This window comes from Flavobacterium sp. CAN_S2, assembly GCF_015752255.1.
Classification (GTDB): domain Bacteria; phylum Bacteroidota; class Bacteroidia; order Flavobacteriales; family Flavobacteriaceae; genus Flavobacterium.
On the sequence record NZ_JADOVA010000003.1, the window covers coordinates 377976 to 398204 of the forward strand.

Annotated in this window: 16 protein-coding genes; 4 read left to right on the forward strand and 12 right to left on the reverse strand. The window is 33.8% G+C overall.

Going from position 1 to position 20229, the window contains the following annotated elements; translation table 11 throughout:
- Positions 1 to 21: 21 nt before the first annotated feature.
- On the reverse strand, positions 22 to 810 hold the full coding sequence (locus IWX80_RS11535; RefSeq protein ID WP_196853553.1) for a rhomboid family intramembrane serine protease: 789 nt from the start codon (positions 808 to 810) through the stop codon (positions 22 to 24).
- Positions 811 to 1049: 239 nt separating this feature from the next.
- Between IWX80_RS11535 and IWX80_RS11540 the strand changes: the two genes are divergently transcribed.
- On the forward strand, positions 1050 to 2327 hold the full coding sequence (locus IWX80_RS11540) for a replication-associated recombination protein A (RefSeq protein WP_196853554.1): 1278 nt from the start codon (positions 1050 to 1052) through the stop codon (positions 2325 to 2327).
- A gap of 73 nt (positions 2328 to 2400) precedes the next feature.
- Here the strand turns inward: IWX80_RS11540 and IWX80_RS11545 are convergent, their stop codons facing one another.
- The 6 genes from IWX80_RS11545 to IWX80_RS11570 are packed head-to-tail and all read right to left on the reverse strand — an operon-like array spanning position 2401 to position 7120.
- Positions 2401 to 3147: a hypothetical protein gene (locus IWX80_RS11545; RefSeq protein WP_196853555.1), complete on the reverse strand. Its 747-nt coding sequence runs from the start codon at positions 3145 to 3147 to the stop codon at positions 2401 to 2403.
- A gap of 2 nt (positions 3148 to 3149) precedes the next feature.
- Entirely contained in the window at positions 3150 to 3839 is a 690-nt protein-coding gene (locus tag IWX80_RS11550) for a YjjG family noncanonical pyrimidine nucleotidase (RefSeq protein ID WP_196853556.1), read from the reverse strand.
- 9 nt (positions 3840 to 3848) lie between these two features.
- On the reverse strand, positions 3849 to 4544 hold the full coding sequence (radC, locus tag IWX80_RS11555) for a RadC family protein (protein WP_196853557.1): 696 nt from the start codon (positions 4542 to 4544) through the stop codon (positions 3849 to 3851).
- 12 nt (positions 4545 to 4556) lie between these two features.
- Positions 4557 to 5015 (reverse strand): GNAT family N-acetyltransferase, encoded by a 459-nt coding sequence (locus IWX80_RS11560; protein WP_196853558.1) that lies wholly within the window; start codon positions 5013 to 5015, stop codon positions 4557 to 4559.
- Positions 5016 to 5022: 7 nt separating this feature from the next.
- Positions 5023 to 6378, reverse strand: coding sequence for a UDP-N-acetylmuramate--L-alanine ligase (locus IWX80_RS11565; protein WP_196853559.1), 1356 nt, complete (start codon positions 6376 to 6378; stop codon positions 5023 to 5025).
- 43 nt (positions 6379 to 6421) lie between these two features.
- Entirely contained in the window at positions 6422 to 7120 is a 699-nt protein-coding gene (locus IWX80_RS11570; protein WP_196853560.1) for a tetratricopeptide repeat protein, read from the reverse strand.
- A 131-nt stretch (positions 7121 to 7251) separates the two neighbouring features.
- Between IWX80_RS11570 and IWX80_RS11575 the strand changes: the two genes are divergently transcribed.
- On the forward strand, positions 7252 to 13743 hold the full coding sequence (locus IWX80_RS11575) for an MG2 domain-containing protein (protein WP_196853561.1): 6492 nt from the start codon (positions 7252 to 7254) through the stop codon (positions 13741 to 13743).
- A 63-nt stretch (positions 13744 to 13806) separates the two neighbouring features.
- Here the strand turns inward: IWX80_RS11575 and obgE are convergent, their stop codons facing one another.
- From obgE to hpt, 4 genes are all read right to left on the reverse strand, one after another.
- A complete protein-coding gene (gene obgE, locus IWX80_RS11580) occupies positions 13807 to 14808 on the reverse strand; it encodes a GTPase ObgE (RefSeq protein WP_091173634.1) in 1002 nt (333 codons plus the stop codon).
- Positions 14809 to 14872: 64 nt separating this feature from the next.
- The gene (locus IWX80_RS11585; RefSeq protein WP_121366241.1) at positions 14873 to 16147 is read right to left on the reverse strand and encodes a hemolysin family protein; all 1275 of its coding nucleotides are present in this window, start codon (positions 16145 to 16147) and stop codon (positions 14873 to 14875) included.
- A gap of 219 nt (positions 16148 to 16366) precedes the next feature.
- Positions 16367 to 16939, reverse strand: a complete 573-nt coding sequence (locus IWX80_RS17025) for an adenylate kinase (protein WP_334682343.1) — start codon at positions 16937 to 16939, stop codon at positions 16367 to 16369.
- A 12-nt stretch (positions 16940 to 16951) separates the two neighbouring features.
- The gene (gene hpt, locus IWX80_RS17030; protein ID WP_334682344.1) at positions 16952 to 17482 is read right to left on the reverse strand and encodes a hypoxanthine phosphoribosyltransferase; all 531 of its coding nucleotides are present in this window, start codon (positions 17480 to 17482) and stop codon (positions 16952 to 16954) included.
- Positions 17483 to 17698: 216 nt separating this feature from the next.
- On the opposite strand from hpt, the gene IWX80_RS11595 reads away from it, so the two are divergent.
- A complete protein-coding gene (locus IWX80_RS11595; RefSeq protein ID WP_196853562.1) occupies positions 17699 to 18850 on the forward strand; it encodes a 5-(carboxyamino)imidazole ribonucleotide synthase in 1152 nt (383 codons plus the stop codon).
- 106 nt (positions 18851 to 18956) lie between these two features.
- Entirely contained in the window at positions 18957 to 19439 is a 483-nt protein-coding gene (gene purE / locus IWX80_RS11600; RefSeq protein ID WP_196853563.1) for a 5-(carboxyamino)imidazole ribonucleotide mutase, read from the forward strand.
- 46 nt (positions 19440 to 19485) lie between these two features.
- On the opposite strand, the gene IWX80_RS11605 is transcribed toward purE, so the two are convergent.
- Positions 19486 to 20157: a hypothetical protein gene (locus IWX80_RS11605; RefSeq protein WP_196853564.1), complete on the reverse strand. Its 672-nt coding sequence runs from the start codon at positions 20155 to 20157 to the stop codon at positions 19486 to 19488.
- Positions 20158 to 20229: the final 72 nt, after the last annotated feature.

Sequence of the window (20229 nt, forward strand, 5' to 3'; positions counted from 1 at the left end):
AACTCTTTAATGAAAAATGAATCAAGACTCAGGTTTTGATTCATTTTTTTTATTTGCACAAAGCTCATAAATAACAGGATAACAAGAAGTATAATATGATAATAATTCCTGCTGCTCTTCTAGTTCTTCAATTTCTGGAAGGTTGACAAAATTACCATTAGCATCAAAACGTTGCATAAATTTATCTTCTGAAGGATCAAAATCTGGACGCTCCCAATCATATTTTATCACTTTTTTATACTCTGGAGTTTTATAATATAAAGAAAAAAAGAATCCAGTAAGCATCCCTCCCAAATGTCCTTCCCATGAAATCGAGTTCTCCCCTACAACATCAGGTGTTGGAAATACATACCAAACTAAACCTCCGTAAACGACAATTACTGCCAGTGACAATGCTACTAACCGACTATACTTAGTTTGAATACCTTTAAAAAAAATAAAACTAAAAAGTACATATATTAATCCACTTGCTCCAATATGGTAATTTTCCCTTCCAATAATCCAGGTGATACAACCAGACACGATGATTCCATAACCTATAATTTGAAACGATTGTTTGGCATAAAAAAATTGCAAAGCAGCCAAAAGCATTATCAAAGGAAATGAATTATTGTACAAATGTTTCATATCTGCATGAATGAACGGACTAAAAATAACGCCTTGTAATCCTGAAAATGACCTTGGATAAATACCGTTTTGAACAAAGTCAAAATCAAATCGAATTTCGAGCCAAAAAACAAACCAAAGGAATACCACAAAAAAAAGAGGTAATCCAATAACAGAATTGGTAAATTTAAAATGCTTTTCCATTAATTATTTAAAGTTTTATTATCTAGCTATAATTCAAAAACTTATCCAAAAGCAATTTAATGCTATTTTGTCATATTTAAACTTCAAATACATTTTTAGTACAATTCCTTAGCCCAGATGGAAACGGCATCCCACGCTATTTTTAGCGTGGATACAGTGTACAGCTGGAAATAGCTCCAAAAAAATAAATTTGACAATCGCAAATGAGCTCAGATTAAAAAAAATAGTAATTTTACATAATGGAAGCACCACTTGCAGAACGTATACGGCCTCAAAAACTAGAAGATTATATTAGTCAGGCCCATTTGGTTGGACCTAATGGATCTTTGACACAACAAATTGCAAAAGGAATTATTCCTTCCTTAATTTTTTGGGGACCACCAGGAACAGGAAAAACCACATTGGCGCAAATTATCGCACAAGAATCGAAACGACCATTTTATATTTTGAGCGCTATTAACTCTGGTGTTAAAGATATCCGAGACGTTATTGAAAAAGCGAAACAAAGTAGCGGTTTGTTTACCGCCAGAAATCCTATTTTGTTCATTGACGAGATTCATCGTTTCAGTAAATCACAACAAGATTCCCTGTTAGCTGCAGTCGAAAAAGGATGGATTACACTGATAGGAGCCACCACAGAAAACCCTAGTTTTGAAGTAATTCCTGCTCTACTATCCCGTTGTCAAGTATATGTTTTAAATGCTTTTACAAAAAAAGATTTAGAGTCTCTACTAGAACGCGCGATGAAAACAGACACTTATTTGTCTACAAAAAATATTGTTTTAAGTGAAACCGAGGCCTTGTTAAGACTTTCCGGTGGAGATGGACGCAAACTATTAAATATTTTTGAACTTGTGGTAAATGCTTCTAATGAAGATGAAATTTTTATCACAAATGATCTGGTTTTCTCCTTAGTACAACAAAATACTGTTTTGTATGACAAAACCGGCGAACAACATTATGACATTGTTTCTGCTTTTATAAAATCAATTCGTGGAAGTGATCCTAATGGTGCTGTATATTGGCTTGCCCGAATGATTGAAGGCGGTGAAGACGTAAAATTTATTGCTCGAAGAATGCTCATTCTAAGCAGTGAGGATATAGGAAATGCGAATCCAACTGCTTTCATTATGGCTAATAATACTTTTCAAGCTGTAGCAACAATTGGTTATCCTGAGAGTAGAATTATTTTGAGTCAATGTGCCGTGTACCTCGCAACCTCTCCTAAAAGTAACGCTTCGTACCTAGCAATTGGAACTGCACAACAACTCGTAAAACAAACGGGAGATTTACCAGTACCTATTCACCTGCGCAATGCTCCTACAAAATTGATGAAAGAATTGGGTTATGGTGAAGAATACAAATATGCGCATGATTACACCAATAATTTTGCTGAACAGGAATTTTTACCTGAAGCCTTAAGCAAAACTCCAATATATGTTCCCGGAAATAATTCTAGAGAAAACAGTATCCGAGAATTTCTTAAAAACCGATGGAAAGACAAATACGGCTATTAATTTCATAAAAAAAAAGCCTTGATTACTCAAGACTTTTTTCTTTTACTTTGTAATAAAAAATCATTTGTAAAACTTAAAACTTAACAGCTACTTTTTCAGAAATTAATTTATCGTTTTGATAGTATTCAAAATACCATTGATTGTCTTTTAAAATTAATGAACCCTGAACAGTATCTTTTATAGCTATAAAAGAATTCGCCTGAGAAGTCTTGAATAACTTCATAACTACTTTTGGCGTACTATCTATCAACTGAAATCCAGTAGGAGTAGCTTGCGCATAAAGCAAATTAGCATCTTTACTTTCAACATTTACCTTCGATTCGGCAACAATAGCTTTTTCCGACACTACAGGAGCTGATTGCGTTTGCACAACAATAGGTTCCGTTTTTACAACGGCTCCGCTATATTTGTATTGCAAATCATAAACGGACTGAAACGCTTCATTAAGCGCCTCATTATAGGCAACTTGATAGTCTTTTTCTTTACTTTTCCCAACAATGGATTGAAATATAATTTTTTCATTACAATCTTTCATCGTAATAGAGAGTTTTGTGGTCAAGAAACCGCTTTCTTTAACCACATCTATGTACAACAAATCACAGCGATTACTGTACTCAATGGGAAAAGTTTCTTTATTATAAAAAGCAACAAAACCAGCTTTATTTAAATTAAATTTAGTCAATGTGCTCAAACGATATTGATTCTCACCATTAAGGAAATCATATTTTAATGGAACTATAACGGCCTTATAATCGTTTACGGATTGAGCGTAAGAATAGCTAACGAATAAGATTAGCAAAAACAGGAATGATTTTTTCATTTTTATAAATATTTTTTAAGTTCTAATAAGTGATTAATTTGTTTAATATGATCTTCGACAAGGATTTTACTTTCATTGAAATAAATTGAGTCTAATCCAGCATCAAGAGCTCCTTGTACATCAGCATCTAAACTGTCGCCAATCATGATACTATTTCCCTTTTTGGCTTTGGCCAAATCTAAAGCGTAATCAAAAATAATAGGGTTTGGTTTTTTTACTCCAGCCATTTCTGAATTAGTAATAGTTTGAAAATAAGAACCAATTTTTGAATTATTTAATTTTTTAAATTGTACATCTGCAAAACCATTGGTTATAATATGCAAATTATATTTAGGTTTGAGATAATCCAAAAGTTCCAATGTTCCATCAAAAAGATGATTGTTCTCTGGCAAAAACTTGATATAATCATTCGCAATTGAATCAATTTCCTCATCAGAAACTGAGTAATTTATTGCATCAAAAGAATACCTGAGTCTATTGTAACGCAATTCTTCATGAGTAATTTTATCATATTGATATAATTTCCAACATTCTTGATTTATTGGCACATATTTTTCAATAAATTTTTTTGTTTCAACTGTAGGATGATTTTTATTGAAAATAGTTTCAAAAGTAAGCTCTGAATTTTTGTCAAAATCCCAAAGTGTATGATCTAAATCAAAAAAAACGTCCTTTATATGTGTTTGTTTCATTTTATATTTTTAAAATATTCCTTCATCCGCAAAGCTGAAATAACTGCTTTCAGTCACAATGAGATGATCCAATACTTTTATTTCTAAACTGTCGCCTGCTAATTTTAATTTCCTTGTAATTTGTTTATCCGCATCGCTAGGAATCAAAGTTCCCGAAGGATGATTGTGACACAATATCAAAGCCGTAGCTCCCATTTCAAGTGCCGTTTTAAAAACAATTCGCACATCCACCAATGTTCCGGTGATTCCGCCCTTACTCAACTGCGATTTAGCAATCACTTTATTCGAATTATTCATGTAAATAATCCAAAATTCCTCGTGTGGTAATTCCCCAATAATTGGCTGCATGATTTCGAAAATGATTTTACTCGAAGTTATTTTCTTCAACTCCACTGCATCTTCTCCTCTTCGGCGTCTTCCCAATTCTAAAGCGGCAATAATCGAAATTGCTTTCGCCTCTCCTATTCCTTTGAATTGCATTAGTTGAGACAACGATAATTTCCCCAATGCATTCAAATTATTATCAACACTAGCCAAAATCCGTTTGCTTAAATCCACAGCTGATTCACTCCTACTTCCTGAACCAATCAAAATGGCAATTAATTCCGCATCACTCAAAACACTTTTGCCTTTGAGCATTAGTTTTTCGCGTGGCTTATCGTCTTCCGACCAATTCGTTATAGGGAAAAAGGAATTTTCAGCCATTCATTTTGTTGTTTAAATTGGTTTTCGCATGCAAATACTATTTTCTAAACCTACATAAGGCTCGTAATTATCAACTATGTCATATCCTGTTTTCTGATATAAAGCAATCGATTCTTTTTGTTTGTACAAAGTTTCCAAAACAGAAAACGAATATCCTAATTTACCTGCCCAACCTTCTAATTCAAGTAAAATTGTTTGCGCTAAACCCATTCCTCGAACTTCAGGTGAAACAAACATACGTTTTATTTCAATTGTATTTTTGTTGTATTTTTTGAAACAACCACAAGCAACAGCTTTTTCTTCTAAATAAAGAATAACGACATTTGGATTTAATTCCAAAATATTATTCCCCCAATAATCAGATTTTAATTCCGGATAACGCTCCCATAAACTTTCATCTAATGCTTTGATTAAATTTACAAAATCTGGGTTTTCACTGGTAGTTTTAACAATCCTTACTTTGTCTTTCATACCAATTTTACTTTACCAATTCCTTTACTTCATCAAAGTTTAATCCGCCATAATTACCGGAACTCATCAGCAGCAAAGCAGAGTTTTCAAGATTCAAGTTGAACAAATAGTCCTTAAAATCTTTTGGATTCGTATAAATAATTAAATCTTTTCTATTAAAAGCATTTGCTATTTGGTCGTAAGTCACTTCCTCCAGCTGTTTGATTTTTACCGCATCAGGCGAATAAAAAACAACCGCTTTATCAGCATATTCCAGTGCGCCTTCGTATTCTTTTAAAAACTCAGCATTCAAGCTACTGTAGGTATGCAATTCTAAACAAGCAACTAAAGTTCGATTTGGATATTGTTCTTTAACTGCTTTAGTAGTTGCAGCCACTTTGCTTGGTGAATGTGCAAAATCTTTATAGGCAACTTTTGTTTTGCTTTCAGCTATTTTTTCCAATCGTTTGGAGGCACCTTTAAAACTGGCAATGGCTTCATAAAAATCAGCTTCATCAACTCCCATGTTTTGGCAAATCCATTTGGCTCCAGCCAAATTATTAAGATTATGCGCTCCAAAAACTTCAATTGGCATGTCGCCCTCTGGAGTTTCGAGCAGTGTCACGCCATCACTTACAGAATATTTTGGGGTATGATACGCTAATTTTCGAATTGGGTTTGTTGCGGCTTCTGAAACACGTTTTACTTCAGCATCATCTTCATTGTAAACGAGAATTCCACCATTTGTAATTTTGCTAATAAAAATTTCGAACTGTTCTACGTAATTCTCATACGTTGGAAAAACATTAATATGATCCCAAGCAATTCCTGAAATTAAGGCAATATTTGGTTGGTATAAATGAAATTTAGGTCTGCGGTCAATTGGCGAAGACAAATATTCATCTCCTTCCAAAACAATAAAATCATTCTCCTCCGTAAGATGCACCATCGTATCAAAACCTTCCAGTTGTGCGCCAACCATGTAATCTACAGCAATGTCATGGTAATGCATAGCATGTAAAATCATTGAAGTTATCGTTGTTTTTCCATGAGAACCGCCTATAACAACACGTGTTTTATTCTTAGATTGTTCGTACAGAAATTCTGGATACGAATATATTTTCAGTCCTAATTCCTGCGCTTTTAGTAATTCCGGATTATCTGCTTTGGCATGCATACCAAGAATTACAGCTTCGATGTCATGAGTTATTTTTTCAGGAAACCAACCTAATTCTGGAGGCAAAATCCCCTTTTTATCTAACCTTGATTTTGATGGTTCAAAAATCGCATCGTCACTTCCCGTAACTTGATACCCTTTATTGTGTAGTGCTAAAGCCAGATTGTGCATAGCGCTTCCGCCGATAGCTATAAAATGTGTACGCATTCTAATTTTGGTTTATTGATTTTGGATTCAGGTGAGATTATAATCAATCCTGATTTTTTTTATTATAAGTTTCTAATATTGTTTTTGCCTTTTCAGGATCCCGCATTTTGTTCTTGTACAAGCTGGCTAACTTTTGATAACTTGTTTTGGAACCTCCTACAAGAATGGCTTTTTTATATTGTTGTTCTGCTGCTGCATATCTTTTAAAATATTCGTCAATATGTCCTCTTGACAAATAACCATCAACGGGAGATAGTCGCAATAATTCGTTGGAATACTTTATAGCTTTAGATTCGCTTCCACCAACAATTCCAGGCAACTGAATGTATAATTCTATCAATGCCCAACGCGACTCAATATGTTTTGGATTAAGACTGATGGCTTTTTCAAAGGAAGCTTTCACTTCATCAATCATTCCAAGCGCCTTGAATTTATTCGATTCTTTGGCTTTCATTCCTAACGCACCACCATATTTATAGTGATAATTAGCCACGGAAGGTTTTAGCAGTTTTAGTTTTTTATAATACCCAATTGCTTTATCCCAAGATTTATCATGACCGGCAATATCTCCAAGATACTCAATCGTTTTTAAATCCGATGGATTGGACCTTAAAACAGATTCAAAGATCAATTCGGCTTGATCCATTTTATCCGCCTTAAACAGTTTTTCTGCTTTTTCAAAATCAGACTGACCCCACATCATAACCGGTAGAAATACAAATAAATAAATAATATGTTTCATTCTTCAAAAATAGGGAAATATGATAAATTAGATTTGATTTTAAGTAAATATTAGTAATTTAGTAAGAAATATTTTCTAATATTAATTTCGCTTAATTCAAGAATAATTACACCTTATTTTAAAATCAACTAATGAAAAATATTTTCTTAATCCTCATTTTATTATCTACTTCAATTTTTGGACAAAATTATGACAAAAACTGGCTTAAAGTAATTGAATATGAAAACGAAGGAAAAATAAAATCAGCCAATGAAATAGTTTTAAAAATTCATCAGAAAGCTTCTCGAGATAAAAACGAAGTGCAAATCATCAAATGTTTTTTCTATGAATCCAAATATTTGCAAGTGTTGGATGAAGATGCACAAACCAAAATCATAAACAATTTAAAAACTGAAATCAACAAAGCTTCAGTTCCATCGAAAGCGATTTTGAATTTAGTTTATGCGAAGTGTTTGATCGATTATCAAAAGAAAAACTACTATTTACTGTTCAGCAGAACTAGTACTTTAAGTTTTGATGATCAATTTTTAACTTGGACTTCAAAAGACATTTCGGAACAGATCGATAGTGCTTTAGAAAAAACACTTCATGAAGAGGCGATATTAAAACAGACTTCCTTGAGTAATTACCTTCTTATTTTTGATTACAATGATGAAGATAAAACGAAAAAAGAGAATCTGTTTAACTATTTGTTAAAAGAAAACATTGCTTTACTTACTCCGCAGATTCCGCATTGGGAGGTTCAAAAAAAGGAATTCGTATCGTTTGAAAAAGAACTTTTAGGAAATTCAGCATCTTTTTTACAACTAAATTTTGATTTTGTCAAAAATGAAAAACTAAAAAAAGTGCTTGAATTGTATCAAAAACAAGAGAGAAACGTTCCTGATTTAGAAAACCAATTCGACAGAATTCAATTTTGTACTCGCGTTTTATTAGATTCTGACGAAGTATTTATGAAGTCCTTGAATACATTGCAAAAAGAATCTAAAGACCTAATTCTGACTCAGAAAATTCAGTTAGAAAAAGCCGTTATTCTCAACAATCTCGCTTCAAAAGAAACACATCCGGATTATAACATTAAAGCCGTTGCAACTTTAGACAGCATTATCAGCAGCAATAATCGTTCTAATGCGCACAAACTAGCCATACAAAAGAAACAAAATATTAGTTCTAAATCACTAAATATTCAACTTCAAAAATTCAGTTATGCAGATGAAAACACCAGAGCATTTGTTCTGTATAAAAATCTAAATCGTCTGTCGGTTTCTTTCTTTAAAATCGACCAAAACACGACTAAAGACTTCCGAAACTCCCCTTACAACAAAGACAGTTTAGTAGCTGCAATAATTAAAGACAAAAAACCAATTGCATCTAAAAACTATGAACTTGAAAAAAAGAATAATTATTTCGAATACAGCACTGAAGTACTTTTACCGCCTTTAAAAATAGGAAGTTATTTGGTTTATTTTGAAAGTGATTCAGACATCAAGAATACAAAAGCATTTGCTTACGAAACCATTACAGTTTCAAATATTGCAGTTCTAACTTCGGAAAACGATAAGAAAGAAAATTATCAGGTGCTGGACAGAAAAAGTGGAAAACCCATAGGAGATGTTTCTATTAAACTATTAAATCAAACTATTATAACCGACAAAAATGGCGTAGCAACCTATCTCAAAGAAAACAACAACCGTAATTATAGCCTTATTGAATTTACAACTGAAAACGATTCTCTGTTACTGAATAATCGCTACTCGAATTATTATAATGATTATGCAACTCAAGAAAACGAGAAAGCAAATAGCAAAGTCGAATTTTATTTGGATCGCGCCATTTACCGTCCGGGACAAACGGTTTATTATAAAGGAATTGCTGTTCGAAAAGAACTAGACAAAACGACTATTGTTGCAAAAACTACTTTCAAAATTACAATTAAAGATACAAACGGTTCTGTTTTCAAAGAATTTAATACGATTACCAATGAATACGGCTCTTTCTCCGGAGAATTCATGCTGCCAAAAAGTGGACTGACGGGAAGTTTCAGAATGACAGCCGACGAACCCGATGATTATGAAACAGATCCTATTTACGATATAATAAAAGACGAACACCCTTTTTGGGATAATGTAAATTACGATAATTCTGAAATATATTTCAGAGTTGAAGAATACAAACGTCCTAAATTTGAAGTGACTTTCGAGTCTTTTAAAAATGCGTATCAAGTTAATCAAAAAGTAAGCGTAAATGGACTTGCCAAAGCTTTTGCAGGAAGCAACATTAGCGATGCAAAAGTAACTTACAATGTCACACTTATTCCGTACACCTTAAACAACGGTTACTATCACAACCAAAACGGCAAATCAGAAAGTATTCTAGTTGGCGAAACTAAAACAGATGGAACGGGGAAATTCGAAATAAATTTCATTGCCAAACCATTTGAAAATACCTCCAAAGAAAAGTTACCCATTTTTGAGTACTATATCTCTGCATCCGTTACGGATAGTAATGGCGAAACCCACCAAACCCAAACAAATGTTAGGATTGGCTACCATTCGTTGATGCTTACTGCAACTATCCCAAACCGAATTGAAACCAAAAATAAAAACGAAATACAATTTAATAGCACCAATCTCAACGGAGAATTTTTAGCAGTTAAAGGCGAAATCAAACTCTATTATGTGAGTCCTTTTTCAAATAAATTCAAATCCAGAGTTTTTCCGCAACCAGAAATTGAAACTATCTCAAAAGAAGATTTTGAGCGCTACTTTCCGTACGAATACAATAATCAACCAAACGCTGTAAAACCCACAGAAATTCTTGTTTTTTCTAAAAAAATTGACACTGAAAAAGACAAGAAATTAGCACTAGATTTTATTTCGAATTATAAATCTGGAAATTACAAAGTAGTTTTTTCTGCTAAAGATGCTTTTGAAAATCCAATAGAAACCATTTCTAATTTCCAATTGGTACAAAGCAAAGACAAAATTGATTCAAGTAAATTATTTGTCGCTGAACAAATTAACACTGATGCTAAAAAAGATGGTTTTGTTTTAGTAAAATTAACGTCGGTTATTCCAGAACTGCACATCAATATCACCGGAAATTACCAAAGTTCCCTTTATTTTGAAAATACTTTCCACTTGCAAAACAATGAAACTATAATCAAAATTCCACTAAAAAAGGAATTTGAAAAAAGTATCAAAATCGGTTTTGAAAGTATATTTGAAAATCAAACTTTTACAGACCAAATAGAAGTAATCCTCAAGGAAGAAGCATCCAAATTAGAATTCACAGTTGAAAGTTTTAGAAACAAAATACAACCCGGAAGCAATGAAAATTGGTCGTTTCAATTAAAAACATTTAATACTACAAAAGAAGCTGAAGTTTTGGCCTCAATGTATGACAGCTCTTTAGATCAGTTTACTAAAAGAGATTGGAATGGTTTGAAATTCAATGACTATAACTACAACTCTGCTAACTTTAAAACGAGTTTAGGATTTGATAAAACATCGAGTTACATTCGGAATCTGAATCCTATTTTAAATCGCTTAGACCTGAATTACGAAACTACCAAATTAATGTGGTTTGGATTCAACATCAACGATTCTTTCACAACACAGCAACTAAAAGAATATCAAAAACAGCTAAACAATAAAAGTAAAAAACCACTAAATGCAAAAATGATTTCAGGAATTGTTTCCGACGGTCAAGGACCACTAGCGGGTGTGAGTATAGTGGTCAATGGAATTCAACGAGGCACATCAACTGATTTTGATGGATTTTACCAAATAGAAGCTGCAACTGGCGAAGAACTGACGTTCTCCTATATTGGGTTCGAATCTCAAAAAATCACAATTGACTCAAACATAATTGATGTTAACTTAGAGGAATCCAGTAATAGTTTACAAGAAATAGTTGTTATGGGCTATGGTAGTGTAAGAAAGAAATCTTTAACTGCGGCTGCAGCAGAAGTTGTAGAAGAAGCAGACAATCAAATTTACAACTTCGCAGGAAATGAAATAAAATTAGAAGGAAAAGCTAATGGAATAACAATTAGAGGAAACTCAAGTATTTCAGGCAACTACAAAAATGCCTTGTATGTCGTTGATGGCGAACCAATAACTGAAGAACAATTCAGATTAATTTCACCCTCCGACATCATTACTGTTGATGTTCTAAAAAGCGAAAAAGCCACTGCATTATACGGTCCCAAAGGAGCTAACGGAGTCATTATCATCACTACCAAAAAAGCTTTAGAAGCCTTAACTCAAGTGAAAGCCAGAAAAAACCTCTCGGAAACTGCTTTCTTTTATCCGAATCTAAAAACAGATGCGAAAGGAAAAGTAAGTTTCAATTTCACTTCGCCTGAAGCTTTGACCGCTTGGAAACTAAGATTGTTGGCACACAACAAAGAAGCTGTTTCTGGTTATTTAGAAAAAAGTGTCATTACTCAAAAAGAGTTAATGCTTACGCCAAATTTTCCTCGTTTTTTCCGAGAAAAAGATTCGATAGTCATCACGGCAAAGGTTGCAAACATTACCAATGAAGCCAAAACTGGAATTGCTGTTTTGCAGCTCTTTGATGCGACCACGATGCAGTCAATTGATGCTAAAATGGAAAATGCAAATACAGTAAAAAACTTCAAAATTGCTCCTTTTGGAAATACAACCGTGAATTGGAAAATCTATATTCCAGAAGGTCTTCAAGGGGTTCAGTATAAAGTTTTGGCGAAAGCAGGAAACTTTTCAGATGGCGAAGAAAACATACTTCCCGTTTTGACCAATAACATGCTGGTTACCGAAAGTATTCCAATTTGGGTTCGAGAGAATTCCAAGAAAGAATATACCTTCGAAAACCTAAAAAACAATAGTTCGACCACTTTACGAAACCATCAATTTACCTTAGAATACACATCAAATCCAGCTTGGATTGCCATTCAGTCATTACCGTATTTGATGGAATACGAACACGAAAGCGCGGAGCAAACCTTCGCCCGATTTTATGCGAATGCTCTGGCTTCTGAAATTACTTCAAGTAATCCAAAAATCGATAATCTGTTCGAAACTTGGAGAAAGAACGGAAAATTGAATTCGAAACTGGAAGAAAATGAAGAATTGAAAGCAATGATTCTTGCTGAAACGCCATGGTTGAATGATTCCCAAAGCGAAGATGAGAAAAAGAAAAATCTTGCTTTACTTTTCGATTTAGAAAAAATGAAAAATGCACAAGAAACAACTTTTAATAAGCTGAAACAAAAACAAAATTTGTCTGGAGGTTTCACATGGTTTGAAGGAAGTACCGAAAACGAATACATAACCAGACATATTTTGGCAGGTTTAGGGCATCTTTCGAAACTAAGTAATAATGAAAATCTCACTACTAAAATCAAGCAAATTGCCGTAACCGGAATTCCATTTTTGGACCAAAAGTTTTTGCAATACCATAAAACCAGAACGGAAAAATTAAAAACAAATGAAAAATTGATTTGGTTCAATCCGCATTCCGATTTACATTATTTATACACCCGAAGTTTCTACATTGAAAATTATCCACTTTCGGATACTTTGAAAAAAGCGACCAAATTATATCTCGAAACTGCCAAAAAAGAATGGTTGAACTATTCATTATACGAAAAAGGATTGGCTGCTTTGACTTTAAATCGCTTTGGCGAAAAAGAAACTGCCAAAAAAATTCTAGAAAGTTTAAAAGAAACCGCTTCTAACAACGACGATTGGGGAATGTATTGGATTGCAAACAAATCAGGATGGAATTGGTATCAAGCCCCGATAGAAACCCAAGCACTCTTAATTGAGGCCTTTGCCGAAATTAGTAATGACACCAAATCAGTGGACGCCATGAAAGTTTGGTTATTAAAAAACAAGCAAACCAAAAACTGGCCCACCACAAAATCCACCACCGAAGCAATTTATGCTTTATTGATGCAAGGAACCGATCTGTTGAGCGTCAAAGACAACACAATTTTCAAAATCGGAACGGAAAAGATTCTAAGCAAAAAATTAGCTGAAAACGAAAAAGAAGCAGAAACAGGTTATGTAAAACTCAACTGGAATGCAGAAGAAATCAAAAAAGATATGACAACTATTTCTGTCGAAAACAAATCGAAAGTTCCAGGTTTTGGAGGTGTTTATTGGCAATACTTTGAAGAATTAGATAAAATAAAAACCACTTCTGGCACTGCATTATCAGTTTCTAAAGAATTGTATGTAAAGAAAAATACCGACAAAGGAGAAATATTGGAACAAATCAATTCAAATAATCCCTTAAAAATTGGAGATTTAGTTACCGTTAGATTAGTAATTTCTGCCAAAGAAGATATGGAATTTGTGCATTTAAAAGATATGCGTGCTTCTTGTTTTGAACCCGTAGATGTACTTTCAGCTTACCAATACAAAGGTGGATTGGGTTTTTATAAAAGCACAAAAGATGCCGCAACTCATTTCTTTTTTGACCAAATAAACAAAGGAACTTATGTTTTGGAATATGATACTCGGGTAAATAACAGTGGTGATTTCTCAAATGGAATTACAACTATTCAAAGTATGTATGCGCCTGAATTTAGCAGTCACACCAAAGGAATCAGAATAAAGACTAGTGAGAAATAGCAATAAAAAAACCGTCTCGCATTGTATACGAGACGGTTTTCAATATGTATTTAAAATCAATAATTAGTCATTCAACATTTTCCATAATTTATCTTTCAACTCTGTTAAACCTTGTTGAGCAACAGAAGAAATAAACATATAAGGAACATCCTTGAAAGCTACATCTAGTTCGGTTTTCAATTCTGCTTTTAACTCATCATCCAGCATATCGCATTTAGAAATCACCAACAAACGTTCTTTATCCAACATTTCAGGATTGTATTTTGTCAATTCGTTTACCAAAATATCATATTCTGCTTTGATATCTGGAGTATCCACTGGAACTAAAAATAGCAAAGTAGAATTACGTTCAATGTGACGCAAGAAATAATGTCCAAGACCCTTTCCTTCGGCCGCACCTTCAATAATTCCTGGAATATCAGCAATTACAAAAGATTGAAAATCTCTGTAGGCTACAATTCCAAGATTTGGTTTTAAAGTTGTAAACGGATAATCCGCAATTTTTGGTTTTGCAGACGTTAATACTGATAATAGCGTTGATTTTCCTGCATTAGGAAAACCTACCAAACCTACATCAGCCAGTACTTTCAATTCTAGAATTACATCCATTTCGACTCCTGGCAATCCTGGTTGAGAATATCTTGGCGTTTGATTCGTAGAACTTCTAAAATGCCAGTTTCCTAAACCACCTTTTCCACCGCGAGAAAGAATTTGTTTCTCACCATCATCGGTAATTTCAAATAATATTTCTCCGGTTTCTTTATCTTTTACAACGGTTCCTAATGGCACTTCGATGAATTTATCATCACCATCAGCTCCTGTACTTCTGTCACCACTACCATCACCGCCATTTCCGGCTTTGATATGTCTGGCGAATTTCAAGTGAAATAATGTCCAAAGACCTTTATTCCCCACTAAATATACATGTCCTCCACGACCACCATCACCACCGTCAGGCCCACCTTTTTCAATAAATTTTTCTCTGTGTAAGTGCGTAGATCCTTTTCCACCTTTACCGGATGAAACATATATTTTAACATAATCTACAAAATTCCCTTCTGTCATTTTTTTTAATTTCAGATTTCAGCTTTCAGATTGAATAGATTCAAACTTTCAACTTAATCTATTTTTATAATTTAATCGCCTTCACCATCACTTTATCAATCTTCACGCCATCCATATCGATAACTTCTAGCTCAAATTTTTGCCAAACTAATTTCTCCCCTTGTTTTGGAATATGAGAGAGTTCAGTCATTATTAATCCGCTTACGGTAGTTACTTCATAATCATTAATTAGTTCATCTAATTCAAAGTACGTCAAGAAATCGTGTAATGAATAATGTCCGTCAACCAGCCAAGTTCCATCTTCTCTTTCTATTAACTGAAAATCATCTTTATAAAAATCAGAAGCATCACCAACAAGTGCTTCCAGAATATCATTCAGCGTAATTACACCTTGAAAAACACCATATTCATCCGATACAAAAGCATAATGTATCCCTGATTTTTTAAAATTCTCTAAAGCGATATAAGCCGTAGTTTGCTCCATCATGAAAGGAGCTTCGGTCATGATAGCCGACAAATTGAAGTTTTCATTTTCAAAATGGGCGAAAATATTTTTCAGGTTTACAACCCCAACAATATCATCGTAATTCTCTCCATAAACCGGATAAATAGAATGCAATTCCTTGAGCATAAACTCTCTAACTTGTTCTTTATCAGAATGCAAAGGTAAAAAAACCACTGACTTCCTGTGTGTCATCAATGAATTTATTTTTCTGTCTCCAATATGGAAAACGCGCTCCACAATATCTTGTTCTATTTCCTGAACTTCACCACCTTCAGTTCCTTCTTTGATAATTGCCTTTATTTCCTCTTCGGTAACTTTTCCGTCAGCGGTGGGTTTTATCTGTAAAATATCCAATAAAAAATCAGTAGAATGTGTTAACAACCAAATAAATGGTGCAGTCACAATTGAAACTATTTTCATGGGAAGAGCCACTGCTTTTGCAATTGCTTCCGGATGGTTTAGTCCAATTCTTTTTGGTAATAATTCCCCTAAAACAAGAGAGAAAAAAGTCAAAGTAACAACGACTACACCTACAGCAACAGGATGCGCGTAAGGTACCAAAGCTTCAAACCCTTTTATAAAAGTTTCAACATCTTTAGTTATTTTGTCTCCACTATAAATACCGGTAAGAATTCCTATCAGGGTAATTCCTATTTGTACGGTTGATAAAAATTTATTGGGCGAATTCGCTAAGTCCAGGGCAATTTTGGCGCTTTTATTTCCTTTTTTCGCTGCAGTTTCTAGTCTATTTTTTCGTGCTGAAATCAATGCGATTTCCGACATCGAGAAAACCCCATTTAGCAGTATAAGAAAAAATATTATTACTATTTCCAATTTCTTAATTGATTCGTTTATATCTTAAAATGTGATTTCTAATTTTTTGAAATCGGTTTTTTGTACGCGTAATATTGTAGCCCAGATGGAAGTGAAAAGCCCGGAGGTAAAAAAAAACTATTTTTCTTGTTATAAAAGAGCGACCAAAGGAAGCTCCTTTTATGACTTAGAAAAATGTTTTTTTTATCGAGGACTTGTAACGTACAGCTGGAATAGCTCCTATAAATTATCAATAACGTTACTTACTCTTTCGGTAATTTCTGCAATTGAACCAATTCCATTTACGGCGAAAAATTTTCCTTGCTCCTGATAATAATTCATCAAGGGCGCAGTTTTCTCATTGTATTCTTGGTAGCGATTTCTGATTTTTTCTTCATCTTGATCGTCAATTCTACCACTTGTTTTTCCTCTTTCTAACAACCGTTGTACTAAAATCTCATCATCAGCTTCTAGCGCAATTGTTGCAGCAACATTTGAACCTATTGAAGTAAGAAATGCATCTAAAGCTTCGGCTTGAGAGATTGTTCTTGGATATCCGTCAAACAAAATTCCGTTTGTATCCGGATGTTTATTTACCTCATCAATCAGCATTTTTGTCGTCAATTCATCCGGTACTAAATCGCCGGCATCCATATATACTCTTGCTTGTTTGCCAAGTTCTGTATCGTTTTTTAAATTAAAACGAAATACATCACCGGTGGAAATATGCGTTAATTTATATTTTTCTTTCAAAAACTCTGCTTGAGTTCCTTTACCAGCTCCTGGTTTTCCAAATAAAACAATGTTAGTCATGTTGTTGTGTAGTTATTCTTTTAGTTTATATACTTCAGGTAAATTTCTCCCTAATCCATTGTAGTCTAATCCATAACCAACGATAAATTTATTTGGAATTCGGATTCCAATGTAATCTATTTTGATATCTTTTGTATACGCTTCCGGTTTGAAAAAAAGCGTTGCAATTTTAAAATGTTTTACATTTTGTTGCTTGAACAACTCTTTCAATTCTACCAAAGTATTTCCGGTATCAACAATATCTTCAATTATAACGACAGTACGTCCAGTTAAATCCTGGTTCAATCCTATTAATTGTTTCACTTGGTTTGTTGAAGAAATCCCTTCGTAAGAAGCCATTTTGATGAAAGACACTTCGCACGGTTTTTTATAAAGCTTCATAAAATCAGAAACTACCATAAAAGCACCGTTCAAAACACCTACAAATACTGGAGTTTCATCCGCAAAATCGTCTTCGATCTGAGCTACCATTTTTGTCAAGGCAAATTCTATTTCTTTGGCAGAAATAAACGGAACAAATTGTTTATCGTGAAGTTGTATCATTATTTTCGTATTTAAAATAATGCGCAAAGATACAGAATTCGGATTTGTGAATTGATAAATGGGCATTAATTTGTAATTTTAAGTAAATTTCATAAAAAACCAACTTAAAATGTATTAAAAACAATAAATGATGGAGCAGAAATTCCGAAGAAACTAAAATTGAATTTTTGGATTCAATCATTATAAAGTATCTTTGCTTAAACATACAACTACACCATGAATTATTTTTCTTCTGATTTCAAATTAGGAATTCTCGGTGGCGGACAACTGGGCAAAATGCTATTGTTTGACACCCGAAAATTCGACATACAAACTTATGTTTTGGATCCAAGTAATGAAGCGCCTTGTAAAATTGCCTGCGACCAATTCTTCAAAGGGGATTTAATGGACTTCGAAACGGTTTACAATTTTGGTAAAAAAGTGGACGTTTTAACTTTCGAAATTGAGTTGGTTAATCTGGAAGCTTTGGTCAAACTCGAAGAAGAAGGATTAAAAGTATTTCCTTCACCGAAAACGTTGAAACTGATTCAAAACAAAGGAATTCAGAAAGATTTTTACACGCAGAATGCAATCCCAACAGCAAATTACAAACGATTTGACGATCTAAAAAGTCTAGTTGTTTCTATATTGGATTCTAAAACGAAACTTCCGTTTGTGTGGAAATGCACGGAATTTGGATATGATGGAAATGGCGTAAAAGTGATTCGACAAATTTCGGATTTGGATAATTTAGCCAATGTAGAATGCATTGCTGAAGAAATGGTTCCGTTCAAAAATGAATTGGCCGTTATCGTTTGTCGCAATCCTTCCGGCGAAATAAAAACCTATCCTGTGGTGGAAATGGAATTTCATCCCGAAGCCAACCAAGTGGAATACGTGATTTGTCCGGCTAGAATTGATGACAAAGTAGCCGAAAAAGCAAGAGCGATCGCATTGACTGTTTCCGAGAAATTCAATCATGTGGGTTTATTAGCCGTTGAAATGTTTCAAACCGAAGATGATGAAATCCTTGTAAACGAAGTGGCTCCACGCCCGCACAATTCCGGTCATTATTCCATTGAAGCCAGTTATACATCGCAATTTGAAAACCATTTGCGTGCTATTCTTGATTTGCCTTTAGGAAATACTGACAGTAAAGTAGCTGGAATTATGGTAAATCTAGTAGGTGCCGAAGGATTTTCTGGAAATGTAGTCTACGAAAACATCGAAAAAATATTAGGCTGGAATGGTGTTACACCTCACATTTACGGAAAGAAACAAACACGCCCTTTCAGAAAAATGGGACATGTAACCATAATAAACGAAGACATCATTGAAGCGCGAAGAATTGCCGAGGATGTAAAGAATACGATTAGAGTAATAAGTTAATTGAAAGATTGAAAAAATAAAGATTGAAAAATTCAGAACACCAACTAAATTGAATTTCTCAAAAATCTTGAAATACTTAAATCTTTAAATCTTTAAATAAGAAACAATGAAAGTAGCAGTAATAATGGGAAGCATATCCGATATGCCCATCATGCAAGAAGCCATAGATATCCTAAAAGCATTCGAAATAGAAATTGAAGTCGATATCGTTTCAGCGCATAGAACGCCGGAAAAATTATTTGATTTTAGTCAGAACGCACACACTCGTGGCATTTCGGTAGTAATTGCTGGTGCAGGCGGTGCTGCACATTTACCGGGAATGGTCGCATCCATGTCGCCACTTCCAGTAATTGGAGTACCAATAAAATCCAGCAACTCCATCGATGGCTGGGATAGTGTTTTATCTATTCTTCAAATGCCAGGTGGAGTTCCAGTTGCAACCGTTGCCTTAAATGGCGCAAAAAACGCAGGTATTCTTGCCGCTCAAATCATAGGAAGTCACAACAAAAGTGTGATGGAAAAAATAATTAAATACAAAACCGGATTGAAAGAAGCCGTTAACATCGCTTCTGAAAGTTTACAGAAATAGAAAAAGCTCCTTGATGGAGCTTTTTTCAATTTAAATCTTGAAACAGTTATTCAGCATCAACCACGATTTCAAGAACTCCTTCAAATTCTGATGCAATGATATCGTCCTTGCTCATCCAATATTCAGAAGTCATAATCGTATAATTCACTTTATCCGTAGTCTTAACATCCCATAAAATATCTTCGGCTTCTGGAAAAGGAGCATTCTCAGTCATCTGACTATCAAATAATCGTTTAATCAAATTACTACCTGACAATCCGTTGTTTAATAATTTTAAAATACTTTCTTTTGCCAATTCATTTTCATTTTCACCCTCTGCTGGCGCAAAACTACATTCAATAATCGTCGCTTTTGCATTAGGAAAAGTACCGTTATAGGCTTTAAAAAGCAATTGATTAATATGAAACAAAGTCGAATGCAATCCTATTTCCGGATATTCCTCACATACTTTATCCAAGAACATATCATTTGAAATTTGCTGAATCTGACCTTCATTCAAATCTTCTGACAACTTATATTCTAATACGACAACAGCCGCATCTCTGGGCTCAAAATCACTTATTGCCATAAACAACAATTCTCTTAAAGTGGAAGGATCAGCATCCGCAGCATCCGGATAATCAAATTTTTCCAATAGCTTTATATAATCTTCATTTGTCCAATATTCTTCAACCTCATCAACAGTATTCGCTCTATTTATTGTAATTTGATAATTCATCTTTTCTTTTAATTTATTATATTTTTCCTGATTCGTCTTTTATAAAACCAATCATTTTTTTTACAATTTAAG